This window comes from Ligilactobacillus sp. ESL1201 (assembly GCF_058503265.1).
This window is the reverse complement of record NZ_CP196362.1, coordinates 818,416-841,495: the sequence shown is the minus strand read 5'-3', so window position 1 is coordinate 841,495 and position 23,080 is coordinate 818,416. Positions and strand designations below refer to the sequence as shown.

General features: G+C 43.7%; 27 protein-coding genes. 1 reads left to right on the top strand and 26 read right to left on the bottom strand.

Annotated features, from left to right (window positions below; genetic code table 11):
- Window positions 1-62: 62 nt before the first annotated feature.
- The 4 genes from ACSYSK_RS04340 to ACSYSK_RS04325 form a co-directional block, all read right to left on the bottom strand.
- Entirely contained in the window at window positions 63-422 is a 360-nt protein-coding gene (locus tag ACSYSK_RS04340) for a cell division protein FtsL (RefSeq protein ID WP_491715681.1), read from the bottom strand.
- 4 nt (window positions 423-426) lie between these two features.
- A complete protein-coding gene (rsmH, locus tag ACSYSK_RS04335) occupies window positions 427-1,380 on the bottom strand; it encodes a 16S rRNA (cytosine(1402)-N(4))-methyltransferase RsmH (protein WP_491715680.1) in 954 nt (317 codons plus the stop codon).
- A 5-nt stretch (window positions 1,381-1,385) separates the two neighbouring features.
- Complete coding sequence (mraZ, locus tag ACSYSK_RS04330; RefSeq protein ID WP_491715679.1) at window positions 1,386-1,817, bottom strand: division/cell wall cluster transcriptional repressor MraZ; 432 nt, start codon at window positions 1,815-1,817, stop codon at window positions 1,386-1,388.
- A 249-nt stretch (window positions 1,818-2,066) separates the two neighbouring features.
- Window positions 2,067-2,423 (bottom strand): DUF3397 family protein, encoded by a 357-nt coding sequence (locus ACSYSK_RS04325; protein WP_491715678.1) that lies wholly within the window; start codon window positions 2,421-2,423, stop codon window positions 2,067-2,069.
- A gap of 102 nt (window positions 2,424-2,525) precedes the next feature.
- Here ACSYSK_RS04325 and ACSYSK_RS04320 point away from each other — a divergent pair, with 102 nt between their 5' ends.
- Window positions 2,526-2,645: a DUF4044 domain-containing protein gene (locus ACSYSK_RS04320; protein ID WP_491715677.1), complete on the top strand. Its 120-nt coding sequence runs from the start codon at window positions 2,526-2,528 to the stop codon at window positions 2,643-2,645.
- Window positions 2,646-2,752: 107 nt separating this feature from the next.
- Here the strand turns inward: ACSYSK_RS04320 and cls are convergent, their stop codons facing one another.
- From cls to ACSYSK_RS04210, 22 genes are all read right to left on the bottom strand, one after another.
- Window positions 2,753-4,198 carry a cardiolipin synthase gene (gene cls / locus ACSYSK_RS04315; protein ID WP_491715676.1) on the bottom strand — a complete coding sequence of 482 codons (1,446 nt, stop codon included), beginning with the start codon at window positions 4,196-4,198 and terminating at the stop codon, window positions 2,753-2,755.
- 93 nt (window positions 4,199-4,291) lie between these two features.
- Complete coding sequence (gene minD / locus ACSYSK_RS04310; RefSeq protein ID WP_491715675.1) at window positions 4,292-5,098, bottom strand: septum site-determining protein MinD; 807 nt, start codon at window positions 5,096-5,098, stop codon at window positions 4,292-4,294.
- A 1-nt stretch (window position 5,099) separates the two neighbouring features.
- Window positions 5,100-5,765, bottom strand: a complete 666-nt coding sequence (locus ACSYSK_RS04305; protein WP_491715674.1) for a septum site-determining protein MinC — start codon at window positions 5,763-5,765, stop codon at window positions 5,100-5,102.
- A 15-nt stretch (window positions 5,766-5,780) separates the two neighbouring features.
- Window positions 5,781-6,293: a rod shape-determining protein MreD gene (gene mreD / locus ACSYSK_RS04300; protein WP_491715673.1), complete on the bottom strand. Its 513-nt coding sequence runs from the start codon at window positions 6,291-6,293 to the stop codon at window positions 5,781-5,783.
- Between the two features lie 14 nt (window positions 6,294-6,307).
- The gene (mreC, locus tag ACSYSK_RS04295; protein WP_491715672.1) at window positions 6,308-7,159 is read right to left on the bottom strand and encodes a rod shape-determining protein MreC; all 852 of its coding nucleotides are present in this window, start codon (window positions 7,157-7,159) and stop codon (window positions 6,308-6,310) included.
- Window positions 7,160-7,238: 79 nt separating this feature from the next.
- A complete protein-coding gene (locus ACSYSK_RS04290) occupies window positions 7,239-8,243 on the bottom strand; it encodes a rod shape-determining protein (protein ID WP_491715671.1) in 1,005 nt (334 codons plus the stop codon).
- A gap of 104 nt (window positions 8,244-8,347) precedes the next feature.
- Window positions 8,348-8,554 carry a cold-shock protein gene (locus tag ACSYSK_RS04285; protein WP_491715670.1) on the bottom strand — a complete coding sequence of 69 codons (207 nt, stop codon included), beginning with the start codon at window positions 8,552-8,554 and terminating at the stop codon, window positions 8,348-8,350.
- Between the two features lie 98 nt (window positions 8,555-8,652).
- The gene (locus ACSYSK_RS04280) at window positions 8,653-9,909 is read right to left on the bottom strand and encodes a PTS sugar transporter subunit IIC (protein WP_491715669.1); all 1,257 of its coding nucleotides are present in this window, start codon (window positions 9,907-9,909) and stop codon (window positions 8,653-8,655) included.
- A 33-nt stretch (window positions 9,910-9,942) separates the two neighbouring features.
- Window positions 9,943-10,920, bottom strand: a complete 978-nt coding sequence (locus tag ACSYSK_RS04275; protein WP_491715668.1) for a LacI family DNA-binding transcriptional regulator — start codon at window positions 10,918-10,920, stop codon at window positions 9,943-9,945.
- Window positions 10,921-10,944: 24 nt separating this feature from the next.
- On the bottom strand, window positions 10,945-12,321 hold the full coding sequence (locus tag ACSYSK_RS04270; protein WP_491715667.1) for a glycoside hydrolase family 1 protein: 1,377 nt from the start codon (window positions 12,319-12,321) through the stop codon (window positions 10,945-10,947).
- Between the two features lie 166 nt (window positions 12,322-12,487).
- Window positions 12,488-13,318 carry an exodeoxyribonuclease III gene (locus tag ACSYSK_RS04265; RefSeq protein ID WP_491715666.1) on the bottom strand — a complete coding sequence of 277 codons (831 nt, stop codon included), beginning with the start codon at window positions 13,316-13,318 and terminating at the stop codon, window positions 12,488-12,490.
- Between the two features lie 120 nt (window positions 13,319-13,438).
- Entirely contained in the window at window positions 13,439-13,963 is a 525-nt protein-coding gene (locus tag ACSYSK_RS04260) for a hypothetical protein (RefSeq protein ID WP_491715665.1), read from the bottom strand.
- 1 nt (window position 13,964) lies between these two features.
- Entirely contained in the window at window positions 13,965-15,431 is a 1,467-nt protein-coding gene (locus tag ACSYSK_RS04255; protein ID WP_491715664.1) for a xylulokinase, read from the bottom strand.
- An 11-nt stretch (window positions 15,432-15,442) separates the two neighbouring features.
- Window positions 15,443-16,486, bottom strand: a complete 1,044-nt coding sequence (locus ACSYSK_RS04250) for a zinc-dependent alcohol dehydrogenase (RefSeq protein WP_491715663.1) — start codon at window positions 16,484-16,486, stop codon at window positions 15,443-15,445.
- Between the two features lie 15 nt (window positions 16,487-16,501).
- Entirely contained in the window at window positions 16,502-17,341 is an 840-nt protein-coding gene (locus ACSYSK_RS04245) for a PTS system mannose/fructose/sorbose family transporter subunit IID (RefSeq protein WP_491715662.1), read from the bottom strand.
- Window positions 17,334-18,119: a PTS mannose/fructose/sorbose/N-acetylgalactosamine transporter subunit IIC gene (locus ACSYSK_RS04240; protein ID WP_491715661.1), complete on the bottom strand. Its 786-nt coding sequence runs from the start codon at window positions 18,117-18,119 to the stop codon at window positions 17,334-17,336. The genes ACSYSK_RS04245 and ACSYSK_RS04240 overlap by 8 nt, the downstream gene beginning before the upstream one ends.
- Before the next feature lie 39 nt (window positions 18,120-18,158).
- The gene (locus tag ACSYSK_RS04235; protein WP_491715660.1) at window positions 18,159-18,635 is read right to left on the bottom strand and encodes a PTS sugar transporter subunit IIB; all 477 of its coding nucleotides are present in this window, start codon (window positions 18,633-18,635) and stop codon (window positions 18,159-18,161) included.
- Between the two features lie 14 nt (window positions 18,636-18,649).
- On the bottom strand, window positions 18,650-19,000 hold the full coding sequence (locus ACSYSK_RS04230; RefSeq protein WP_491715659.1) for a PTS sugar transporter subunit IIA: 351 nt from the start codon (window positions 18,998-19,000) through the stop codon (window positions 18,650-18,652).
- 90 nt (window positions 19,001-19,090) lie between these two features.
- Window positions 19,091-19,945: a class II aldolase gene (locus ACSYSK_RS04225; protein WP_491715858.1), complete on the bottom strand. Its 855-nt coding sequence runs from the start codon at window positions 19,943-19,945 to the stop codon at window positions 19,091-19,093.
- Window positions 19,946-20,099: 154 nt separating this feature from the next.
- Window positions 20,100-20,843, bottom strand: a complete 744-nt coding sequence (locus ACSYSK_RS04220) for a GntR family transcriptional regulator (protein ID WP_491715658.1) — start codon at window positions 20,841-20,843, stop codon at window positions 20,100-20,102.
- 196 nt (window positions 20,844-21,039) lie between these two features.
- On the bottom strand, window positions 21,040-21,714 hold the full coding sequence (radC, locus tag ACSYSK_RS04215) for a RadC family protein (protein WP_491715657.1): 675 nt from the start codon (window positions 21,712-21,714) through the stop codon (window positions 21,040-21,042).
- A gap of 40 nt (window positions 21,715-21,754) precedes the next feature.
- Window positions 21,755-23,071, bottom strand: coding sequence for a bifunctional folylpolyglutamate synthase/dihydrofolate synthase (locus ACSYSK_RS04210; protein ID WP_491715656.1), 1,317 nt, complete (start codon window positions 23,069-23,071; stop codon window positions 21,755-21,757).
- Window positions 23,072-23,080: the final 9 nt, after the last annotated feature.

Below are 23,080 nucleotides of genomic sequence, written 5' to 3'. Positions count from 1 at the left end.
ACCTAAGTAATTACGTTCTCTTACTGGATCTTTGCTTTTTGAAGAGTCTTTTTGTTGGCCATTCATTTAGTTACATTCCTCATACTCTGTTCATTCATTTTCAATCCTGCCGCCTTGGCAGCGGTGTTTAGTCGTGAACGACTAGTTAATTCGTTGACTTCCTGCCGGACATTAGCACTACTAGTTTGGATAGCGGTGATTTTTTGCTCTAGCGTCCGCAAATGCAGCTGTTTATTATTTAAAACGATCGTTGAGCGCACGACCAAGCAACCACAAATACTAAGCCAAATCGCACTAAAAAGCAACAACTTTTTTTCTTTTTTTAAATATGTACGTTGCTGAACGTGAATTGACCGTGCCGTTTTTGGCTGCTCAGTTTTCTTGACAGCAGTTGTCAGCTGCTGCGCTGCATTCTGTGCCATTTGTTCAAACCTCCTCCATTTTTTCGATCACCCGCAACCGCGCCGAATGTGCCCGGTGATTAGCCGCAATTTCTGCTTGACTCGGCACAATCGGTTTTCTGGTCACTAATTTAAACTTAGGTTGCATCTCTGCCGGGATCACGGGCAAATGTGCGGGTAAATCAGGCAAGGATGTTTTTTCTTTAAAAATATTTTTGACTAACCGGTCTTCTAACGACTGAAAAGTGATCACGCTGATCCGTCCTCCAGGCTTTAGTAATTCTAACGCCTGCTCCAAAGACTCTTCCAAAGCTCCTAATTCATCGTTAACGGCGATCCGTAACGCCTGAAAAACGCGCTTAGCGGGATGTCCGGCCTTTCTTCTAGCTCGTGCTGGGATCCCCTGTTTGATCAGTTCTACTAATTCACCAGTCGTTTTGATCGGTGCTTTTTGCCGTTGATTTTCGATGCGCCGTGCGATCGCCTTAGCAAAGCGTTCTTCCCCATAACGGTAAAAGATCCGCACCAACTCTTGATAAGACCATTCATTGACGATCGTTTGCGCGTTTAACGTTTGACTTTGGTCCATGCGCATATCTAACGGGGCGTCTAAGCGATAACTAAACCCCCGGGAGGCTTCATCAAATTGCGGTGAAGAAACCCCCAAATCGTAGAGTAAGCCATCGACTTGAGTCACGCCTACCGCAGCTAGTCGTTTTTGAACTAGGCGAAAATTAGCCGCAACCAGCGTCAATTGTCCCATTTTGAGCGGTTGTGCTAACTGAGTTTGATTATAAGTGATCGCAGTTTGATCCTGATCAAACGCATATAGCCTACCATTTTCATCCAGTTGAGCCAAGATCGCCCGCGTGTGTCCGCCGCCGCCTAAAGTACAATCAACGTAAGTACCAGTAGGTTTGACTTGTAAGCCAGCCACTGCTTCTTGTAACAAAACTGTCTGATGTTTAAATTCCGGCATGATTTTTACAACTCCAAGTCATCTAACTTTTCCGCGATCTCATCAAAATTATCTGCGGCACTAGTGGTGAAACTTTCCCACTGATCTTCCGCCCAGATTTCAAAACGATTCGCCACCCCGACGATTACGCATTTTTTGCTGATTTTGGCGTAATCCAGTAACATTTGGGGTAAATTGATCCGCCCTTGTTTATCAAATTCAACTTCAACAGCTCCCGAATAAAAGAAACGCAAAAAGAAGCGTGCGTCTTTTTTAGTCAAAGACAATTGTTTTAAATTTTCTTGCAATTTTTGCCACTCAGCTAACTGATAACCAAAGATGCAACCGTCCAACCCGCGCGTCAACACACAACCTGTTAGTAGTTGCGCCCGCAACTTAGCGGGAATGATCAGCCTGCCTTTAGTATCAAGTGAATGGCGAAATTCACCCATAAACAAGTGACTTCACCTCTAAAACTATTAAACACTCTAAATTCTACCATAATTCCCCACTTTCAACCACCTTATCCACAAAAAATCTGAAAAATTACGCCAAAAGAGTTGTGTAAAAAGCGATTGGCAAGCGAACACTAGGTTAGATTTTTGGAACACGAACAAGAAAAGGCACTCGTTTGTCATTTACCAAAATAAAAAATAGGGGCCAAAGCAAAATTAATTTGCCCAGCCCCTACCTATCGTTATCAGTCTTTAACGCCAAAACAACAACCCACGCCACACCGATAAAGCAAATACCAATGCAATTAACAATAAATCGGTCACCCGCCAAAAACGAATCCAAAACAAGCGATAGACGATCTCCCCCGTAAAATATGCTTTGCTCAAGGTCAAATAGATCCCCCACAACGCTAACACTAAGATGACAGCGGGAAGCAAAGACACACCGCACAGCTCACGTGACAAAAAATGAACTACTACAAATAACAACGGACATACCAGATCTAATTTTTTCAAATGAGCCGGCCAACTGCCAAAGTGTTGGACAAGTGTTAAACAAAATAGCAGTAACAAACTCAGTACTAACCACAACAGCCAATTCGTTAACATCTTGTCCCTCCTCAATAAATTTGCAAAAAAAACTAAACTTCACTAAAATATCAACCAAGGGCGTGGCCTTCAAAATCAATCAGTAGATAAGGATGAGTTTAAGTGCACAAAAAGAAAAAACGTTCAACCTTTCAAAAGATCACTAACGTCGTCGTTTGGCTGATGCTGATCTTTACTGTTGGTGCAGTAATTTTAGGTGCAGCAGGCAGTTTTATCGGTTAGCAATTCGACTTGGCTAACTGATAAAAAGGGACTGGGACAAAATCATTTGTCTCGGTCCCTTTTGTATCTTCATCAGCCATAGTTTAGTCGTTTCCCAATACTGATTGCTACAAAATCGGTGACAATAACCGGGAAAAATACTGTTTGAATTTTAGCCACCGCGATTGCTGATCAAAGTACTCCGGAGTCAGCTGCTGACAATCCCGCAAGTCATTTTCAAATAACTGTGTTAACTGCAATGCCAGTTGTGGATCGTAGCAAAACGAATTGACCTCAAAGTTGAGTTTAAAACTCCGAAAATCCAAATTAGCGGACCCCACCGAAGCCATCTGCCCGTCGACCACCATCGTTTTAGCGTGCATAAAGCCTTTTTCATACTGGTAAACTTCAATATTTTTGCCCAACAAATCTTTGGCATAATACTCGGTCGCGCGGTAAACAAAGGCGTGATCCGGCATACACGGGATCATAATTTTGACCTTTACCCCCGACAACGCAGCTACACTTAACGCCTCCAAAACCGAATCGTCTGGAATCAGGTACGGCGTTTGAATATAGACGTAATCGTGCGCGGAATTGATCAGTTTCAAGTAACCTAACTTGATCGTTTCGGTATCGTTATTAGGACCGGAGGCAACAATTTGGATCCCCGTTTTTCCCTGGCTTCTTTGTAGTGGAAAATAACGGTCATCATAGCCAATAGCCGTATCGCTGATCGTCGCGTTCCAATCCATGAAAAAGACTGACTGTAACGCAATCGCCGCGTTACCCACAATCCGTAAGTGTGTGTCGCGCCAGTGCCCAAATTTTTTCATGCGCCCTAAATACTGATCACCGACGTTAAAGCCACCGATATAACCGATCTTACCGTCGATCACTACGATCTTTCTGTGATCCCGATAATTTAGTCGTGGACTGTGAAAATACGCAGTTTTAGAACCAAAGAAGGGTTCTGCTCGTCCACCTAAGCGTTCTAATTTCTTAAAAAAGCCGCGCCGTTGTCCGCGTGAGCCCATGCTATCGTAAATAATACGAACGGTAACGCCTCTTTTTTGGGCTTCTTCTAGTGCCGTCAATAGTTGCGTGCCGATTTGATCACTGAAAAAAGAATAATATTCAATATGTACGTGATCCTTAGCAGCAGCAATATCCGCTAGCAACGCAGCAAATTTGTCATCGCCAGCGGTAAAGACTTTAACCTGATTATAATTAGTGAAAATAGCGCGGTCGGCGTTTAAAAACAGCTGAGCCGTTTGTTTAGTCTCGACGGTCGCTAAGTTAGCCGGCATATTTTTGTCCCACTGCTCTTTTTGCAGTGCTGCCAGCTGATCGATCCCCAGTTTATCCTGCGCTTTTAAATCAAAGATCCGTTCCCGCGAAATCTTCTTGCCCACGAATAAATAGATCAAAAAACCAACTAAGGGCAATAGGATCAAGACTAACAACCACGCCCAGGTTGCGGCGATGTCCCTTTTTTCTTTAAAAACCGTAATGATAGCCAGTGCGGTATTCAGTAATAACAGTAAAACAATAAAACTAACAACAAGACTCAAGTCATCCACCATCCAAATTTTTGTTTGGTCACTAATGTTGCAAGGTCAACGGACAGATCCCCCACTTGCTCTTGTCGTTTTCCTCTTTTATAACTAATCTTTTTTAAACCACGAACCAATTTTTTGGAACAGGTTTTGGGACTTCGGTTCTTTTAAGGTCATCAGTGGCACTGTTTGGCCCTCCAAGCGGCGTGCAATGTTGCGAAATCCCTGCGCCGCAGGACTTTTTTCTTGCAAAACTACCGGTTCACCCTTGTTGGAAGTCGCAATCACTTGTTCATCATCATACACTAAACCAAGTAATTCTAGCGATAAGTGTTGGGTAATTTCATCTACGTCCATCATTTCACCGTCGTTGACCATCTTGGGTTTGATCCTGCTGATCAACAACATCGGCGCTTTATCTAACTGCTGTTGTTCCAACAAACCAACTACTCGGTCGGCATCGCGAACGGAGGATAATTCAGGCGTTGAGACCACGATAGCCTCATCCGCCCCCGCAACGGCGTTCATAAAGCCCTGCTCAATGCCCGCCGGACAATCCAACAACACGTAATCGTAATCGCCCTTTAACGTATCGACGATCTGTTTGACCTCGTCGGGATTGATCGCATTTTTATCGGTATTTTGCGCCGCTGGCAGCAAAAATAGTTTATCATTGAACCGTTTATCTTTGATCAGTGCCTGATGCAGTTTGGCCCTTTGTTTGACCACATCTACGATATCGTAAATGATCCGGTTATCTAACCCTAAGATAACGTCCAAGTTACGCAAACCGATATCTAAATCTACCAAACAGACCTTTTTATTCATCAGCGCTAACGCTGTGCCCAAATTTGCGGTAGCAGTGGTCTTACCCACGCCGCCTTTGCCCGAAGTAATTACAATCGCACGTCCCATGTTAAAATCCCCCTGCCTTGATAAAAAGCTTTGGTCTCACTTTTTTAAGTTGTTCGAGCGCAGTAAATTCCAATGCGTGGAGGTCATTGACCAGTACCGCAGCTTGTTTATTCTTATTTTTGTGCTCGATGATCTCCACTAAATCGGCGATCCGCAGCTGCTGTGCCTGCATGATATTGCCACCGATCACAGCACTGGGATCCGCATCATAACCAGCGCACACGATTCCTTTAACCGTGCCTAAAACAAAAATACTACCAGTTGCACGCAAGATTCCACCTTCGTGCACGGTCCCTAAAAACAACAAATTACCCCTGATCGTTTTTTCCTGACCGTTACGAATAATATCGCCGTTGATATGCATGCTCAAATTAGTAAAGATCTCTTGCGCGTCTTTTCTAGCAAGCACACTACCATAGATCCGGTGAATAGTAAAATTAGGGTAAGCGGCAAAAACTGCGGCTAATTGCTGTTTTTGTTCAGCCGTCAGCAATAACTCCTGACTGTTGATATCAAATGAATACTTTTTGCCAGCGGTAACCGTTTTTTCTTTTACCAATTTTTTCATCAGCGTATTTAACTCAGCTATAATGGCCGTAAAGGAAGCCGCTGGATCCAATAATAATTGGTAACCATCCTGATAGCCCTTCAATACAACTGCTTTCATCTCGCACACTTCCCCCTACCGTACCCGCGTAAAAAACAATTTCAGCGGCCAATATAACAGTACAAATACACAAACATTATAAATCAAAGTTGGCTGAAGTGTGCGAATGATAAAGGTGACCACCGACACCCCAGTAAAACCAATCAACGCGTTAAAACAATAATACGCAACGGTTAATATCGTAATGTCTATCAGATAAAGCAGTAAAATCACGATAAATGACCGCTTAAAAAATGGCAAAACACTTTGCGTAGCATACACAAGTAATGGTAACAGCAAAGTCATGATCCCTAAAATTCCCGTGTAATAAACGTCAAATAAAACACCGGCAATAATAGACCATAACAACAAATGGTCCAATTCACCGTAAATCAACGCCATCACTAACCACAATAACACCAAACGACTTTCAATTGCTACCGTCGGTGTAAATAAATAGCGGGCGCAGATCTGACTGAGTGAGCCATCTAAAAAAATAAAAAGTAATAAGCCCAAAGGAAAAAGAGATCTCATTTTGGAAATTCTCATTATCGACCTCTCCTTTATTTAGCTCTTTTGACAACTGTAACAACGTCCAAGTCGGTAAAATCGGCCGCAGGCTTGATAAACACCTTAGCGGGTAAACCATCGCTGCCGTTATTTTCAACACGCACCACGGTCCCCACTAAAAATCCCTTCGGCGTCAAACCACCCAGACCCGAAGTAATTACTTTAGTACCTAAATTAACCTTTTGCTTGGTCGTGATCTGCCCCATTACCAGCTGATTTTTTTGCGTATCATAAGCCGTGATCAAACCATTGATGACCCCCGTTTTTCCCTGCATGCTAACGGCAAAACGGTTCGCGGTATCATTTCTCGTCGACAGTAATTCGACCTTGCTAGTAGTCTGATTGACCTCAGTCACCCGACCGACCAACCCTTTTTTGGCCACGACCGCTTCATTTTTAGCGATTCCCGCTAGTGCACCCTTATTGATCACTACCTGATTTTGCCAAGTAGAAGGTGCCCGAGTCAGTACGCTTGCGGTGATCTGCTCATAAGAAGTCAAAGTATGGTTTAATTTTAACTCTTGCTTGAGGTGCTGATTTTCCTTTTTTAATTCCTGATTTTCAGCTTCTTGTGTCGCAAGTGCTGCTACTTTTTTCTTAAGCGTTTGGTTTTCCCCGTACGTATTATAGAGTTCGCCTAAAGAACCCGTTGCGTGCGCTAACCCGTTTAACGGCACCCCAACTACCCGATCGACCAGCCCACCGGCTTCATTACCAAACTGTTGTACCAGTGGTGGTGCCTTACGATTATTACGAACACTGATCGACAGTGCAATTAACAAAAAACAAACGATCAAAACGATCATCGTGATCACCAGTTTTTTATTAAAAGAAAACTTTTGCATCTTACAACCTCCTGGGAATAAATCAAAAATTAAGAGGCTGGATCATCCAACCTCCTCAACCAGCCTATTTTGTAAAATGTTAATTTTTCTTCATAACATCAATACTTTTCAGCGATTCACCCGTTCCAATCGCTACACAATCTAACGGTTCCGCAGCAACAAAAACCGGAACCTTAGTAGCTTCAGAAATCACCTCTGGTAAGTGCCGTAACAAAGCACCACCACCAGTCAATACGATCCCGTGGTCGATCACGTCGGAAGCAATTTCAGGTGACGTTTCTTCCAATGTCTCCTTAATAGCAGAAATGATATCACTGATCACTTCTTGAATGGCCTCAGCCACGTGTTGGGCCTTGATCTCAACGGTCTTAGGTAACCCCGTCACTAAATCACGTCCCCGGATCGTTTGCGGATCCAGCTCTTTAGCCGCCGTCACGGAAGCAGAAGCAATATCGATCTTTAATTTTTCAGCCGTTCGTTCACCGATCAGCAAGTTATAATTCTTCCTGACATAATAAATGATAGCTTCGTCGATCCGGTCTCCAGCCATGCGGATCGAACGACTAGATACGATCCCCCCCAACGAGATCGTCGCCACATCAGTAGTTCCGCCGCCGATATCAACGACCATACTGCCCGTCGGTTCCATTACGGGTAATCCGGCACCGATCGCTGCTGCAAAAGGTTCCTCGATCACGTAAGCATCCTTAGCCCCTGCCACTTGAGTAGCATCAATGACGGCTCGTTTTTCAACTTCAGTCACTCCACTAGGGACGCAGACCATAACGTAAGGTTTACCGCCACGTTTGCCCATCGCTTTTTCAATATAATATTTCATCATCGCTGCGGTGGTATCGTAATCGGCGATCACTCCGTCTTTCATCGGTCTGATTGCAACGATACTTTCAGGTGTCCGTCCGATCATATCACGTGCTTCTGAACCCACGGAAACGATCGCTCCAGTTTTGGTATTTTTAGCTACTACAGAAGGCTCACGTAAAACAATTCCCTTACCTTCCGCGTAAACAATCGTATTTGCGGTTCCCAAATCGATCCCAATATTTTTTGTTCCCATTCCAAACAATCTATTTCATCCCTTCGCAAGCGTTCATTTCAGATTAATAATTAAATTATAACACAACTGATTAACTAACCTAGGTTGTAGCTAAAATTTAAACTAAAAAATAATTATTCCACTACACTGACCAAACTGGCCTGAGGTCCCTTGATCCCTGCAACTACTACAAAAGAAACTTTTTGCCCAGGAGTTAGGATCTTATAGCCCGTTTTTTGAATAGCAGAAAAATGGACAAAGATGTCTTGCCCACCATCGTCTGGAATAATAAAACCATAACCTTTATCTTGATTAAAAGATCGTACCGTTCCTGTCAGCATCTTTTTTCCCTCGCCTTTTTCTTTTGCAAGTTTAACACATTCTTAGAAGCCACACAACAAATGAAAAAGGCCCGGCAATTTACCGTGGCCCTCACCACTTATTTACTTTCCATTTGCTCTTTTTTGAGCTCTTGGTCGACACTGATCTTGACAAAAGGCATGTAGATCACAGCTGAAAGTATTAGGTTGACCGCGGCTAAGATCCCCCCGCTAATACTTTGTGTGGCTAACACGCCCCCGATGATCGGCGGCGTCACCCACGGCGGCATGACCGTAGCCGGGGGCACTAGACCTAATTTAGTAGCAAAATAAGCGACCGTTACCAACACGATCGGTGTCAGAATAAACGGAATGAACATCAACGGGTTCAACACGATCGGTAAGCCAAATAGCATCGGTTCGTTAATATTAAATAACCCTGGTGCAAAACTCAAGTTATTGACCACCTTGAAGCTTTTACTGCGCCGGCCGACTAAAAAGATCGCAATGATCAAGCCTAACGTAGCGCCGGTCCCACCTAAATTAACAAAACTATCCATAAAAGGTTTATTAACGATGTAAGGTGCGGCTTTCCCAGCCGAAATTGCTTGGGTATTAGCGGCGATTGCCGGCGCATTGATCGTTTGCATAAAAGGATCGATCATATTAGCACCGTGTAAACCAAAGAACCATAAGAAAGGAGCAATAAATGCCAAAAATACGGCTGAAGCATAGGTGCTAGCCATACCCATAAACGGCTGTTGAACTGCTTTATAAAACGAACCAATAATGTCTTTAACGCCAAAGGCCGCAAAGATCGCCGTCACCAGTCCAAACAAGCAGATCACGATCATCGCCGGTAACAAAGCCGCAAACGACTTAGCAACAGCGGGCGGGACACCTGCGGGCATTTTGATCACCAATTTAGGATTGCCCACTAACCGGACAAACAATTCCGTCGCTAGTAATGCGACTATGATGGCGATAAACAAGCCGTTAGTCGACATACCCTTAGCCCCACCGACAGTGAAAAACGCTGCGACCGAGACCGCGCCTGCGGCTACCGGATCCTTGTCATAACTTTTAGTTAAGTTATAGGCGATCAAAAAAGCAACGAGGACGGATAAGACCGCAAAAGTTCCGTTCCACACGGAAGTCCCAAATCCCTGCCACGACTTATGTGGAAAAACCGCGTTCATGAAATTTTGAAAAGCAGGGATCGGCAAGTTATTGAGCATCGTAGCTAAACCACCCAAGATCATCAGCGGCATCGTGACCATAAAAGCGTCACGGATCGCTAATAAATGGCGCTGGGTCCCAATTTTAGCCGCGACTGGAACAAAGTGTTTTTCCATAAAACTGACAAAAGTATTCATCTACTTCCTCCTAATTAATGTTAGCTCAAGCGCTTAATTCCATAAAATTTCATTTTCTACTAGTACTTGATGATGCATTTTAGCAGTTTGCCGGTCCAATACCAGCGACTCCAATAAATTATTGGCGGCTTTTAGCGCCACCGTTTCGACCGGCTGCTTGATCACAGTCACCGCTAAGTTCAAGATCAGCGACAAATCGGAATAACTGAAACAACAAACTGTAATATCGGTGCCGATCTTCACTTTCATCTTGCGTAAACTGTTGATCACTGGCAACGCATTTTGATTATTCATCACAAAAACCGCCTGGTAACCGTTAGCCACGATCTGCTGAGTTGTTTGGCCAACGTCTTTACTACCAAACGCCACCTCATAAAATTGTTTCTTTGTTAGTTCTTGTTGCTGCTGCTGGTAAGCGGCCTTAATGCCTGCGATCCGCTGATATTCGTCATAACCCTTTTTAGGAGGGAGCACAAAAGCAGGATGTAATTTTTGGGTCAACAGCCGCTTTACCACTGCTTTAGTTGACTCGCGGTCGGTACTTAACACCGTCGACACATGCAGTTGCTCTACCGGACTACCGATGGTTACGACAGGTAATTGTAAGTGTTCCAAATTGACCAACGCGTCCCAACTAGGATTAGGCTTAACGATGATCAAGGCATCGACCGAACGTTCCAGCAACTTATTTAATTTTCGTTCAAAAAGCACTTCGTCGTTGCGGTGAGTTGCCAACAGTAAAAAGTAATCGTACTGATCAAAAATATTTTCTAAAACGGCGATCAACCGGGGACCGTAAGTACTTTCCATCGTATCGACTAAGATCCCCACCAAAAATGATTTCCTGCTCTTTAAACTTTTAGCCGTCTGGTTTTGAACGTAGTGTAATTGCTCGATCGCATTTTGAACCCGTTGGCGGTTTTTTTCTTTTAACTGGTACCCGTTAAGGTAGCGAGAAACCGACCCCACGGAAACCCCTGCCCTTTTCGCTACATCTTTGATCGTTGCCATTTTGCTCCCCCACTTACTGTTTGTCTATTCTTCTAGCTCAGCTCCGTTGCTAACTATCACCCGCTTAAACCAGCCATAACTTTTTTTAGGGATCCGTTTAAGGTCTTTTAAGTCGTGATTGTCGCGGTTGACGTATACCATGCCGTAGCGTTTTTCCATATTACCCGAAGAACTTGGAATATCGATGAGTCCCCAGCCTAAATAGCCTAAAACTTGCACCCCATCCTCGTAGATCGCCTGTTTTAACGCTTCTAAGTGGTCTTTATGATAGGCAATCCGGTAATCATCTTGAATCTGGGTGCCGTCATAATGTTCCTGGACGCCGATCCCATTTTCTACCGGAAATAACGGTACGTGGTACTGATTATAAGTTTTACTTAAAACATCACGAAAACCTAACGGGTCGATCGCCCAGCCCCACTGGTTAACGTGCAAAAACGGATTTTCCTTTTGCCCGTAATCTAAGTATAAATTAGGATATGTTCCCTCAGGGACCAACTGACTACTGATAGTCACGCTTTGATAATAACTAAAGGCGATAAAATCACTCGTCAGCAAAGACAGTTCCTGCTCGTCACTTTCTTGCCAGTCAACATCGATTTGGTGATTGCGCACAAAACATTCTACTTCGTGTGAATATTTACCGGTAGTGAATGCATCCAGTAAATTTTTATTCATAAATTCGTCGATCTGGCGGGCAAATAACACGTCTTTGGGCGCACAAGAAACGGGGTAGACCTCGCTATACGCCAGCATCCCCCCGATCTTAGCGGTGGTATTAGCGTGTAAGTAATTAGCGATCCGGGCGTGTGCCACCATTAAATGATGAGAAATTTTAAATAACTCAGCTGGCGTTTGTGCCCCCTCCAAGTATCCGGAAATTTTAAATCCCTGGGTACTCAAATAAAGATTTTGTTCGTTAAAGGTCAGCCAGTATTTGACCTGATCGCCGAAAAGATCGATCATTTTTTGCCCGTAACGCACGAAGGCATCGACTACGTGGCGGTCAATAAAGCCGTTGTATTTTTGGGCCAAATGCAAGGGCATATCGAAATGGTACAAACAAATCATCGGCTCGATATTACGCCGCCGTAAACCGGCGATCAGATCAGCATAAAACTTAATTCCCTCTTCGTTAAAATCCCCATCGCCTTGTGGGTTAACCCGGCTCCAAGAGATTTGAAAACGATAACAGTTGATCCCCTGCTTTTGCATCAGATCTAAGTCTTCGTCATACCTGTGATACTCATCTATCGCTACTTTCCAATCAGAACTTTGCGCGGTAGCCGGATAAGTATCGTAAACCGATTTTCCTTTGCCCCCCTCGTTGTAAGCTCCTTCCGTTTGCATGCTAGACGTCGAATTTCCCCATAAAAAACCCTGTGGCATTGCCTGTTTCATACTAGTATTCCCTTCAAATTAATAATTGAAACGTTTTAATTGGATTATAAAAGAATTGCATTGATTTGTAAATCATCTCGCAGTGCCTACTGTAAATTAATTTTACTAGTTATATGTTAACCCGTAGTCACAATTGAGCGCAAATTTTTCTGTGAACGACGACGTACTAAAGTTTAAATTCTGGCGATAACGTTAATGCGAGTGGTGCGTGGTCGTGCCGCTCGCCGGTGTCTACCACGCTCACGTCTGCAATATACTTATTCAAACTAGTCGATACCAAGTAATAATCGATCCGCCACCCCGAATTGTTCGCTTTAGCAGTTTTAGCGATCTGAGACCACCAGGTGTAGACTCCCGTTTCATCCGGGTGCAAGTAGCGGTAAGTGTCGGTCAAGCCGCTGGCTAATAACTGGGTAAATTTCACCCGTTCTTCGTCGGTAAACCCGGCGTTATGGTGATTGGTCTGCGGGTGTTTCAAGTCGATCTCTTGGTGAGCAACGTTATAATCACCCGAAGTGATCACGGGTTTGGTCTGGGCCAAGCACCGCAGGTACTCGCGGTAAAGATCGTCCCACTGCTGCCGCTGCTCCAAGCGGGCTAATCCCCGTTTAGAATTAGGCGTATAGACCGTCGAAACGTAAGTATGAGCGAATTCCAAAGTAATGATGCGTCCTTCTTTATCCATCGTTTCTGGCGCCCCAATCTCAGGGTAAGTGACTTTCAGCGGCTCCGTTTTACTAAGCATCAGTGTTCCTGCATACCCCGAACGTGCTGTGCTCGAACGGACGTAAAAATGATAACCGTCAAAAAGTCCACTTAACGCTTTTTGTTGCTTAGGTGTCAACCCACTGGGTTTTAGTTTAGTCTCTTGGATCGCCAACACATCCGGTTGTTGCGCAGCAATGTCTTGCAAAACCTGCCAGGTCATTTTACCACGCGCAGACGTATGTTCTACTGCCGCGTTGATACTATCGATATTCCACGAGATAAATTTCATTTCATTAACTGCCCTTCCTGATACTTGATAATCGTTACTTTAATTATAAAGCAAATCAGCCTTAAAACAAATAGGGAGACTAGGGCAAAAATGCTTTGTCCTAGGTCACCCCAACTATTCCTATTCTATTTTGATCTCGTGCAATTCTTGCACTATTTGGTGTGCTACTTTATCGAGTTGCTTGTAAGTTACACTACTAACGGAAACCATCTTTTTAGTCAAAATGATTTGTTGTTGCTGGCCTAAATCGATATTGATCCTAATATCACCAACGACCGTATCGTTATGTCGCCACTGCTTTTTCTTGAGTTCCACACGCTGCAACTTACTAAAATTAAAGATTGCCGGGACAGCCGGACCGTCGGTAAATTGCCGATTATTCGGAAAACAAAGTAGCCGGTGGTAATCGTCAAACAAAAGCAGCTGACCAATCTTACGGGTAAGGTGAAAATCACGTTGCGCTAAGACTTGATTTTTTGCATTTTCGGCAGCAATCTCACTTTGTAAAGAGGGAACAGCTAACGTTGCTACTGTTTGTTGGTAATCGTGACTCGCTAACCGATAACAAGCTGGGCAAATTTTGCCGTCAAGGGTATTGAAACGACGTAGCCTCAATTTTTGCTGGCACAAAATGCATTTTTTCATTTTAAAGATCCTTTTGATAAAACTGAAGCATATTCGTCACTAATTTTTGATAACTAGCATAGCGTTGGCGGTAAGCAGCAACTATTTTAGGCTGCGGATAAAAAATCCGTGCGTTGGCAGTTGAACTTGTAATGTTTACTCCTACTCCTGCTCCCGCAAAAATTATCGCGCCATTGATTGCCTCTCCCGCTTGAGCGGCCACCTTAATGGGATAATTCAACACGTTAGCGAAAATTTCACACCAGATATCACTCTTAGTGCCACCACCAACAGCGATCAAGTAGTCAATGCGACCATGATCCTGAATTTTATCAAAGACTTGCTTGATTCCAAAAGCTAAGCCTTCCAAAACCGCCAAATACATCTGTGCTCGCGTAGTTTCTAAACTTAAATTGACAAATGCCCCGCGCAAATCGGGTGCCATGTACAGTGTTTTTTCCCCGTTTAAGTGTGGAAAAAAGATGACTGGATTATGTCCCAACAAGTTTTTTTCAATTGCCTTTTGTTCACCCAAGTAATCCGTTGTGCGGAGGATTCTTTCTAGCCACCACTGATTCAATTGGGCCCCCGACTGAACTACACCTTGCGTGATCATTGCCGGCTGCTCATCGTTAATTGCCACGGAGATATTTTTTCCGGTCGTTTTAACCCGCTTTTCTCGGCTGAAAATAATCACCACACCCGAAGTTCCTAACGATAGTAACGGTTGTTGGTGTGAAAAAATGTGGTTAGCGATCGCCGTGGCCGCGTTGTCACCCGTTCCCACCACCACAACTGGCGGCTTAGTCAGTTGGTATTTTTGTTGTAGCTTTTGCGTAATCGACGCCACGACCCTCGCCGCTGGTTTAATTGCCGGAAACAGACTAGCTGGTAGTTTGAACAATTTAATAATTTCTTGGTCCCAATCACTGGTGGTAAAATCGTAGATCCCCGAAGTAGAAGCATCGCAATAGTCCATCGTCAGCTGTCCTGTCAGCAAGTAGACTAGATAATTGACCGGAAATAATACCGTCGCTATTCGGGCAAAATTTTGCGGTTCGTTTTCTTTAACCCATAATAAATTCAACAATGGGTTACCCGTAGAAATAATCTTGCTTGCAGTGGTGTTATTAACTTTAGCGGCTAGTAATGACTGCACGGGTGCGACCATTTTCTCGGTGCGGTGATCGTTCCACATGATACTATTTCTCACCGAATTTCCCTGGGCGTCCAAAAAAACCGTCGTGTGCATCTGCCCCGTGACACCAATACTTACGATTCGCTCACTGGCAACTCTACTTTTCAGTTCGGCTAATCCCTTAGATAGTAATCGTTGCCACACCAACGGAGAAATCTCTTTCGCTCCAGCGTCCTTAACTTCCACCTGATACCGATACTGCTGAAAATAACAAGTCCGCCCCGTGTGATCGGAAACTAAAAATTTAAGCGATGAGGTCCCTACATCGATCCCTAAAAATAAGCTTTCCATGGCATCCCCCGTTAGTCAAACGTGATCATCGTTTTTAAAGTATCCGGCCGCAACGCATCCTGAAAAGCAGCTTCGTAGTCGGCAAACTTAAAGACATTACCTAATACTGCGGAAACATCGATCAGTTGTTTAGCGATTACTTGCGTGGCCTGAAAATACGTCTGTCTCGTAGGACTGACCGTCCCCTTGATAAATTTTTCGTGTGAGTGAACCGCTCCGACGTCAACTGCGACCGGGTCATTGGGGTGCATTGAACTAAACATCAGTGTTTGCCCACCATTTGCAGTCAGCTCAATCGCTTGTTTAGCCACCGCCGGGATCGCCGTCGTATTAAAGACCACGTCCGCTTTACGCCCACCAGTATAATCTTTAAGTTGTTCCACCGGATCACCAACCGTTGGGTCAAAGGCAAAAGCAGCTCCCAATTTAAGTGCAAGTTTTCTTCTCTGGGTGTTAGTCTCACTAACAATCACCCGCACACCGGCAATTTTAGCGATCATAACGTGTAATAATCCCATCACTCCCGCACCAATTACCAAAACATCTTGTCCCAAAGCTAGGTGTGCTTGGTTAACGCTATTGATCACACAGCCGACAGGTTCCGTAAATGCCATAGCGGTAAACGGCGTCTCACGTGGATATTTAAACAAGTCTTGTGACTTGACTTTGATGTATTCTGACATTCCCAAAAAACCGGAAATCCCGTGATCGTTATGAAATGTCGGTGAACTATAGATCTGAGTACACAGGTTGGGACGTCCAATTTTGCAATAATAACACTCACCACAGTTAGGTAAAATATACTTAACAACATGATCTCCCACCTGAAAGTGCGCAGGATTAACCTGCAAACCTACCTGAGAAACTTCGCCAGCAAATTCGTGACCGCCGATCCGGGGATACGTCCACTTAGTGTCGCCCGTATAATCCCGTACGTCGTTTTGACACAAACCATTAGCCCGGACCCGCATCAACACCTCATCGTCTTTGAGCTCTGGTAACGGAAAATCCTGGATCACAACATTTTTTGGCCCTAATTCAACAAGTGCTTTCATTTAATCTCTTCCTTTCTAAATTCCTAAAATGCCAAACGTACCGCCAATGATCGCCACCACAATCGTTAATATGATCACTTTGATCGAACTCCAGCCCTTTTTCAGTAGGTATAACACTAGCAGAGTAAATCCAAATGGTAGGATATTAGGCATCAACACGTCCAAAAACTGTTTTTGAATACTAAATGACTGGGTCGAAGTAACGATTTTTAGTGGGACTGTGACTTTTACGTAGTTGGTGATCAAGCCTCCCATGACAAAACAACCCATCACCTCAGCACCTTTTAGCACTTTATCCAAAATCCCGTTTTCTAAAAAGTCCATCACAGCTTCGGCCCCTGCCCGGTAACCAAACATAAAGTTGACATAACTAAAGCCCCAAGAAATAGCTAACATTAATACGAAATATAAAACAGAACCCCAGATAGTTCCCTTAGCGGTAATATCAATACAAATCGCCAATAAAATGGGGATCAAAACTCCCTGATAGATCGTATCGCCAACGCCTGAAAGTGGCCCCATCATTGAAGTTTTCAGACTGGTAATAAATTCACCCGGAATTTTTTTGCCCTGGGATTTTTGTTCTTCCATGGCAATGATCATCCCGATGATCACCGAGCCAAATTCAACGTGCACGTTAAAAAATTCAATCTCGCGTTGCATCATTTCTTTTTTCTTAGCCGGATTGTTCCGGTATAGTTTCTTTGCCACCGGCACAAAAACGTGTGCGATTGCTTGGCCCATCATTCTTTCGTAGTTATAGCAAGTCTGGGGAAAGTTTTCCCAAATCAGCCACGACTTGAATAGGTCTTTTTTAGTTAAAATTGTTTGCGGTTGATTCGTTGGCTCACTCAAAATCATCATCTCCTCCTAAATCACTATTGATCTCAGGCTTTTCTTTTTTATTGCCCGTGACTTGAACGTAGATAATAGCACCTAATAACGCGATTACTCCTAACGGTAACAAATCTAACTTAGAATAAGTGGCAATCACAAAACCGAGAAATAAAAACACCTTAGCGTCGCCTTTATAAATATATTGCAAGGTCAACCCGACTCCTAATGCAGGCATTAGTCCCCCAATCACTTTGAAGATTGTTAACACCGTCCCACTTAATGCAGCGATAAAACTGGAGATATAACTAGCACCAAAATAAGCGGCCAAACCACACGGAGTGATCGTGATCACCGCCGTGATCAATTGCGGGAACAAAACGTTAGCTAACCAAATTTTTTGATACTGCTTGTTTTCGATATAATAATCAGCCAAATGAACGAAAACCGAGCCGTAAGTCATTCGTGCGTACCAAACTAAAGTTCCTAACAATCCGATAGGAACGGCAATCGATAAAGCCGTCTTAGCATCCAAATGACCTGTGATCGCAAATGCCGTTCCTAATATCCCAGAAAGTGCCATATCTGCAGGCATCGAACCGCCTGCCGAAATAAATCCCAGATAAACTAAGTTAATGGAACCCCCGATCATCGCGCCTTTGAGCGGATCTCCCAAAATGATCCCCGTCACTAACCCACAAACTAACGGCCGTTGTAACGTCCATAACCCGACAAACGGTAAATTACCGATCGCAATGTAGTACACAAAACCGCAGAGAAAAGCTTGTAGAATCGTCATTTAATCTCACCTCACTAATTTTTGCTTCCTGACACGTTACTACAATAGATTAGTTACTTCGCTCTTTTTTTGGTCAGGAACTAACTGGTAAAATACATCCACCTTTTTAGCAACTAATTGCTTGATTGCCGTGATTTCATTGAGGTCACAGGCAACATTTTTAATAAACGGCTTACGGTCCCCGCGTAACCCCATTCCCCCTAAGTTAACTTGTTTTAATGCCACTCCCTGATCTACCAAACGCGCGTAAACCGTCGGTGACTTAGTCAGTAACAAAATTCTTTCCTTGGCGTTAAAATTTTTTTGCAAGTAAGTAGCACTAGCATTCGTGTCCGCCACGCTGACCTTCACGTTAGTTGGAGATAGCGTTTTCAAAATTCTTTTTTGAAACTGATCACCGGCGATATCATCATCAATGATGATGATATGATTGATATTTTTCGACGGCACCCATGCCGTGACCACTTCCCCGTGCAACAACCGGTCATCTACTCGTGCGTATATTATGTTTTTCATTTACTCCATCTCTTTCATTCATTTTGTGCAAAATATTTTTTGACATCGATAACCGTTGATCCCGCCTCCGTCACCAATTTATTGCACAATTTTGTGCTGGTGATCTCTTGGGTATTTCTCGTCATAAACGCATCTAACATCAACGGTAAGTTGATCCCCGTAATGTGTTCCATCTCGTATTTACCCATCAGTGACGCCACCGTATTAAAAGGTGTGCCACTAAATAAATCGGTAAAACAAATCACTTCTCGCTGCTGTTTTTGCAGCTCGCTTAGTTTACGTTCAATTTGTTCTTTTAAATCATCCGGGTGCTGTTTAGGTTGTAGTCCAAAAACACTCACGTTTTGCTGCTCACCAATGATCATTTCAATACTTCCTAGTAAGCTACGTGCGAAATTTCCGTGCGACACCAAAATAAAATCCATTTTTACCACTAGCCTTTCGTCAGCATAAATTTAACAAACCCTAGTAGGTGAATTCTGATTCATCATCTGAATCTTTTGGTAAACTACCTTTTCCACCGCTTTTCTGGCGTCTAGCGTCACATCAATCAAGTCAAACCGATGGGGATCATCGTTATAATCAATACCTACCGCTTTAATATATGCATTTCTTAAGTCACTTGCCACGTTGATCTTAACAACACCGTAATTTACCATTTGCGCGATTTGTTCGTCAGGAATCCCTGAAGCGCCGTGTAAGACTAACGGCACCGGACAAACCTGTTGGATCTTAGCTAAGAGGGGAAAATCAATATTGGGGTCTAGGTTGAGACCATGAACATTTCCAACCGCAACCGCTAATAAGTTAACACCCGTCCGTGCAACAAAATCGACTACCTGGTCGGGATCAGTCTTGTCATTTCCTTCCGTCACGTCATCGTCTTCTTTACCAGCAATCGCTCCTAATTCTGCTTCGACCGGAATTCCGTACCCTTCAGCAAACTGGACCGCTTCAAGTGTATGTTGCACGTTTTCTTCGTAGTCGTACTTAGCGTTATCAGTCATCACCGAAGTAAAACCTGCTTCAGCCGCCTGTTTGACCGCCGCAAACGACTTACCGTGGTCTAAGTGTAATGCGACCGGAGTTTCCATTTTAGCCGCATATCTTTTAACCATATCCGCAATATAACCGTAACCCGACAAAGAAATATTAGTCGGGGCAATTTGGATAAAAGCAGGAATCTTGCTTTTTTCAACTGCATCTAAAATTCCCATCGTCGTAATCAAGTCGGTAGTATTAAATGCACCCGCAACCACATTTCTTTCCTGAATAATATCAATTAACTTAAAACCATTCACTAATGGCATCATCAGCACGCTCCTTTTATATACGTATATGTACCTTTAAGTACGTTTATATCTTAAATCGCTTTCATTTGAATGTCAAGCACAAAAAAAATTCCTAACTTTAATTTCCTGCAGTCACAGTCAAGTTAGAAATTTTAATTAGTTATGTTTGCTACTACATTCTTCTTTGTGCCGTCGTAGTTAAAAAATATTTATTACCCTTTAGCCAAACTGTTCCGTATTCGATTGGAATTTCCGCGGTCAAATAAACACACTGCGTCATCTTTAACACCGGCGTTGCTTCGGCAATTTGCAATAAATTTCCCCGCTCCTTACCGACAGCTACAGCTTCATACGTACTTTGCGCATACGCAATCTTAGACTTCGTCAGCTCCTCAATTTTTCGAAATAGACTGATATTATTATAATCTACCGTGGTAAAAATCGGGTACCTCTGAATGTTAATTCGATTTTCGATCAACATCAGTTTTTCACCATTAACGGTCCGTATCCTTTCTAAGTAAAGAAAGTTGCTGCCCTCTTCGATTCCTAACTTCTGGGCAATAATTTTATCCGCTTGGCGTGTTTCTTGTTTGACGACCGCCGTTTGATAAGATAGATTTTCTTTTTCTAACATCTCAGCAAAAGAAAACAGTTGCTCGTTTAGGGGAAATTCCACGTCCTGCGCGTTGACAAAGGTTCCTTTCCCTTGAATCTGAACCAAGGTACCATCGTCAATTAAAACGGAGATTGCTCTGCGCACCGTTCCCCTGCTAATGCCGATTTCTTCGGCCAGCGATTGTTCCGCTGCCAATTTTTCTCCCTTTTCTAACACCCCATTGTAAACGGCGTCACGAATAGTATCAGCAACTTGTTTATAAATCGGGATCATCGAATTTTTATCGATCGTAATTTTCATAATAACCCCCAGTAAATTAATATACCTTTATGAACCATTATATCCTAATATCACTATTTTTTCTCAGATCTACTATTTTAAATTATAAAATTAATGGAAAAAGAGCCCGAGACAAACCACCGCTCATCTCAGACTCACTTCGTATATTTGTAAATGTAGCAAGCGTGCTCACCAAATCAGCGACTTGATTTACAGCTCATTTCAATAATCCTTCTTCACGAAAACTCAAATACTGACTGTCGCCCACAATAATGTGGTCCAACAGTGTGATCCCCAGTAATTCGCCACACTGCTGCAATCTTTTAGTCATTTCCAAATCATTCGTAGATGGCGTCGGATTACCGCTGGGATGATTATGCACGACCATCACCCGCGCGGCGCTACACTTCACCCCCTCACGAAAAACTTCGCGCGGATGAACCGTAGCAGAATTCAAAGTCCCCTTAAAAATGATTTTTTGCAAAACTACTTGATTTTTCGTGTCCAAATACAAGCCAACTAACAATTCTTGTTTTAACGAACCGTAAGTTTGGCATAAATACTGGCCGATCTCCCTACTGGAAATCACCGTTCCCACCGCCAAAGCTGGCCTTTTTTGGTACCGTTGCGCAAATTCACATAAAACCGCAAAGAACCATTTTTTATTAGCCTGCGGCAAGATCTGCTGCCAATCCTGGACGTTTAAATACTGCATCTGCGCCAATGATTCGTACTGTTCAAAATAGGTTGCTACCACTTTTTGCGCGCTTTTGGGGGGATAGACGCAGCAGCATAAACAATACAATAACTCCTCATCAGACAAACTTTGAGCACCAAATAAAGTGATCTGTTCTAACAAATAATCTAATGCCGGCTGGTTGATCAACGTCATTTAACGCGCCTCCTTGCTAATAAATACGCAAGTTGGTCGCTTATTTTACCCGCCGTTGTCGTAAAAATTGCCGCACCTCAGACACAAAATACAATGAACCCGTAAACAACAGCATATCTGCTGGCTGTATTTGATGGTCAACTCGTGCTAAAGCCCGGTGCCAGTCAGTAATTACTTCAATGTTAGCGGCAGTGTCAGGCACTGCTATTTTTCGCGGCGCGTTAAAGGTCGTTACTATTAACTTGACGTTTGCGACCGTTAGTAACTGGCGCACCATCGCTGTGAACTGTTTATCCGCCAAAACCGCTAAAATTACGAAAATGCGTTTTTTACCGGCGAAACGCCGCCGTAGAACAGTCGTTAATTCGGTGATGGCGGCTAAATTATGCGCCCCGTCTATGATGACTACGGGATTTTCACTTAGCTTTTCCAAGCGTGCCGGCCAACTTGTCCGCACTAATCCCAGTTGAATTTGCTCAGCCGTGACCGGCCATCCTTCTCGGGCTGCTACCGCCAAAAACGTCGTCAGCGCGACCGCGGCATTATCGACCTGATAGTCTCCTACTAGGCCAATTTTCAAGGCGGAAAAGTGCCACCGCTTAAAGTGGTAACTAAAAGTTTCACCCCAAAAGCCGGTAGGAGTCGTCACCTGCGCGTCAATTCCTCGGCCTAAATAATAGACCGCAGAATTTGTCTGCCGTGCTTTAGTCGTAATTACGTTTCTTGCTTCTTGTGGCAGTCTGCCGGCGATCACGGGAACGTTGGCCTTAATGATCCCCGCTTTTTGACTAGCGATCTCCGTGATCGTATTACCTAATAACTGCATGTGATCTAACGCCACGGTCGTGATCACCGCAGCTAACGGAGCCGCGATCACGTTAGTGGAATCTAATAAACCGCCGATTCCCACTTCTAAAACTACGTAATCCGGTCGTTTAGCCGCAAAATAACAAAACATCAGTGCCGTGATCACTTCAAATTCGGTCGGACCACCGCCTTGAGCCGCAAATTCTTGGTCAAGTTGCGCTACGACCGGTTGTAGTTTTTGCACTAAAATCACCAGGTCGTGATCAGTGATCATCTGACCGTTTAAAGCGATCCGTTCGTTAAACTTCACGATAAAAGGTGAAGTAAACGTCCCCACGTTAAACCCATGTGCTAGTAACAGTTCTCGTAAAAAAGCGCTGACCGAGCCTTTACCATTCGTTCCCGTCACGTGAATGAAACGTAACTGTTTTTCGGGATGTCCTAACAGTTCGACCAACCGGTTCATTCGGGCCAGTGTTGGTAATTTGGCATAACGGTGGCGGCTATGAATAAATTCTAGCGCCTCCTGATAGTTCGTAACTTTATTCACCGCACACAC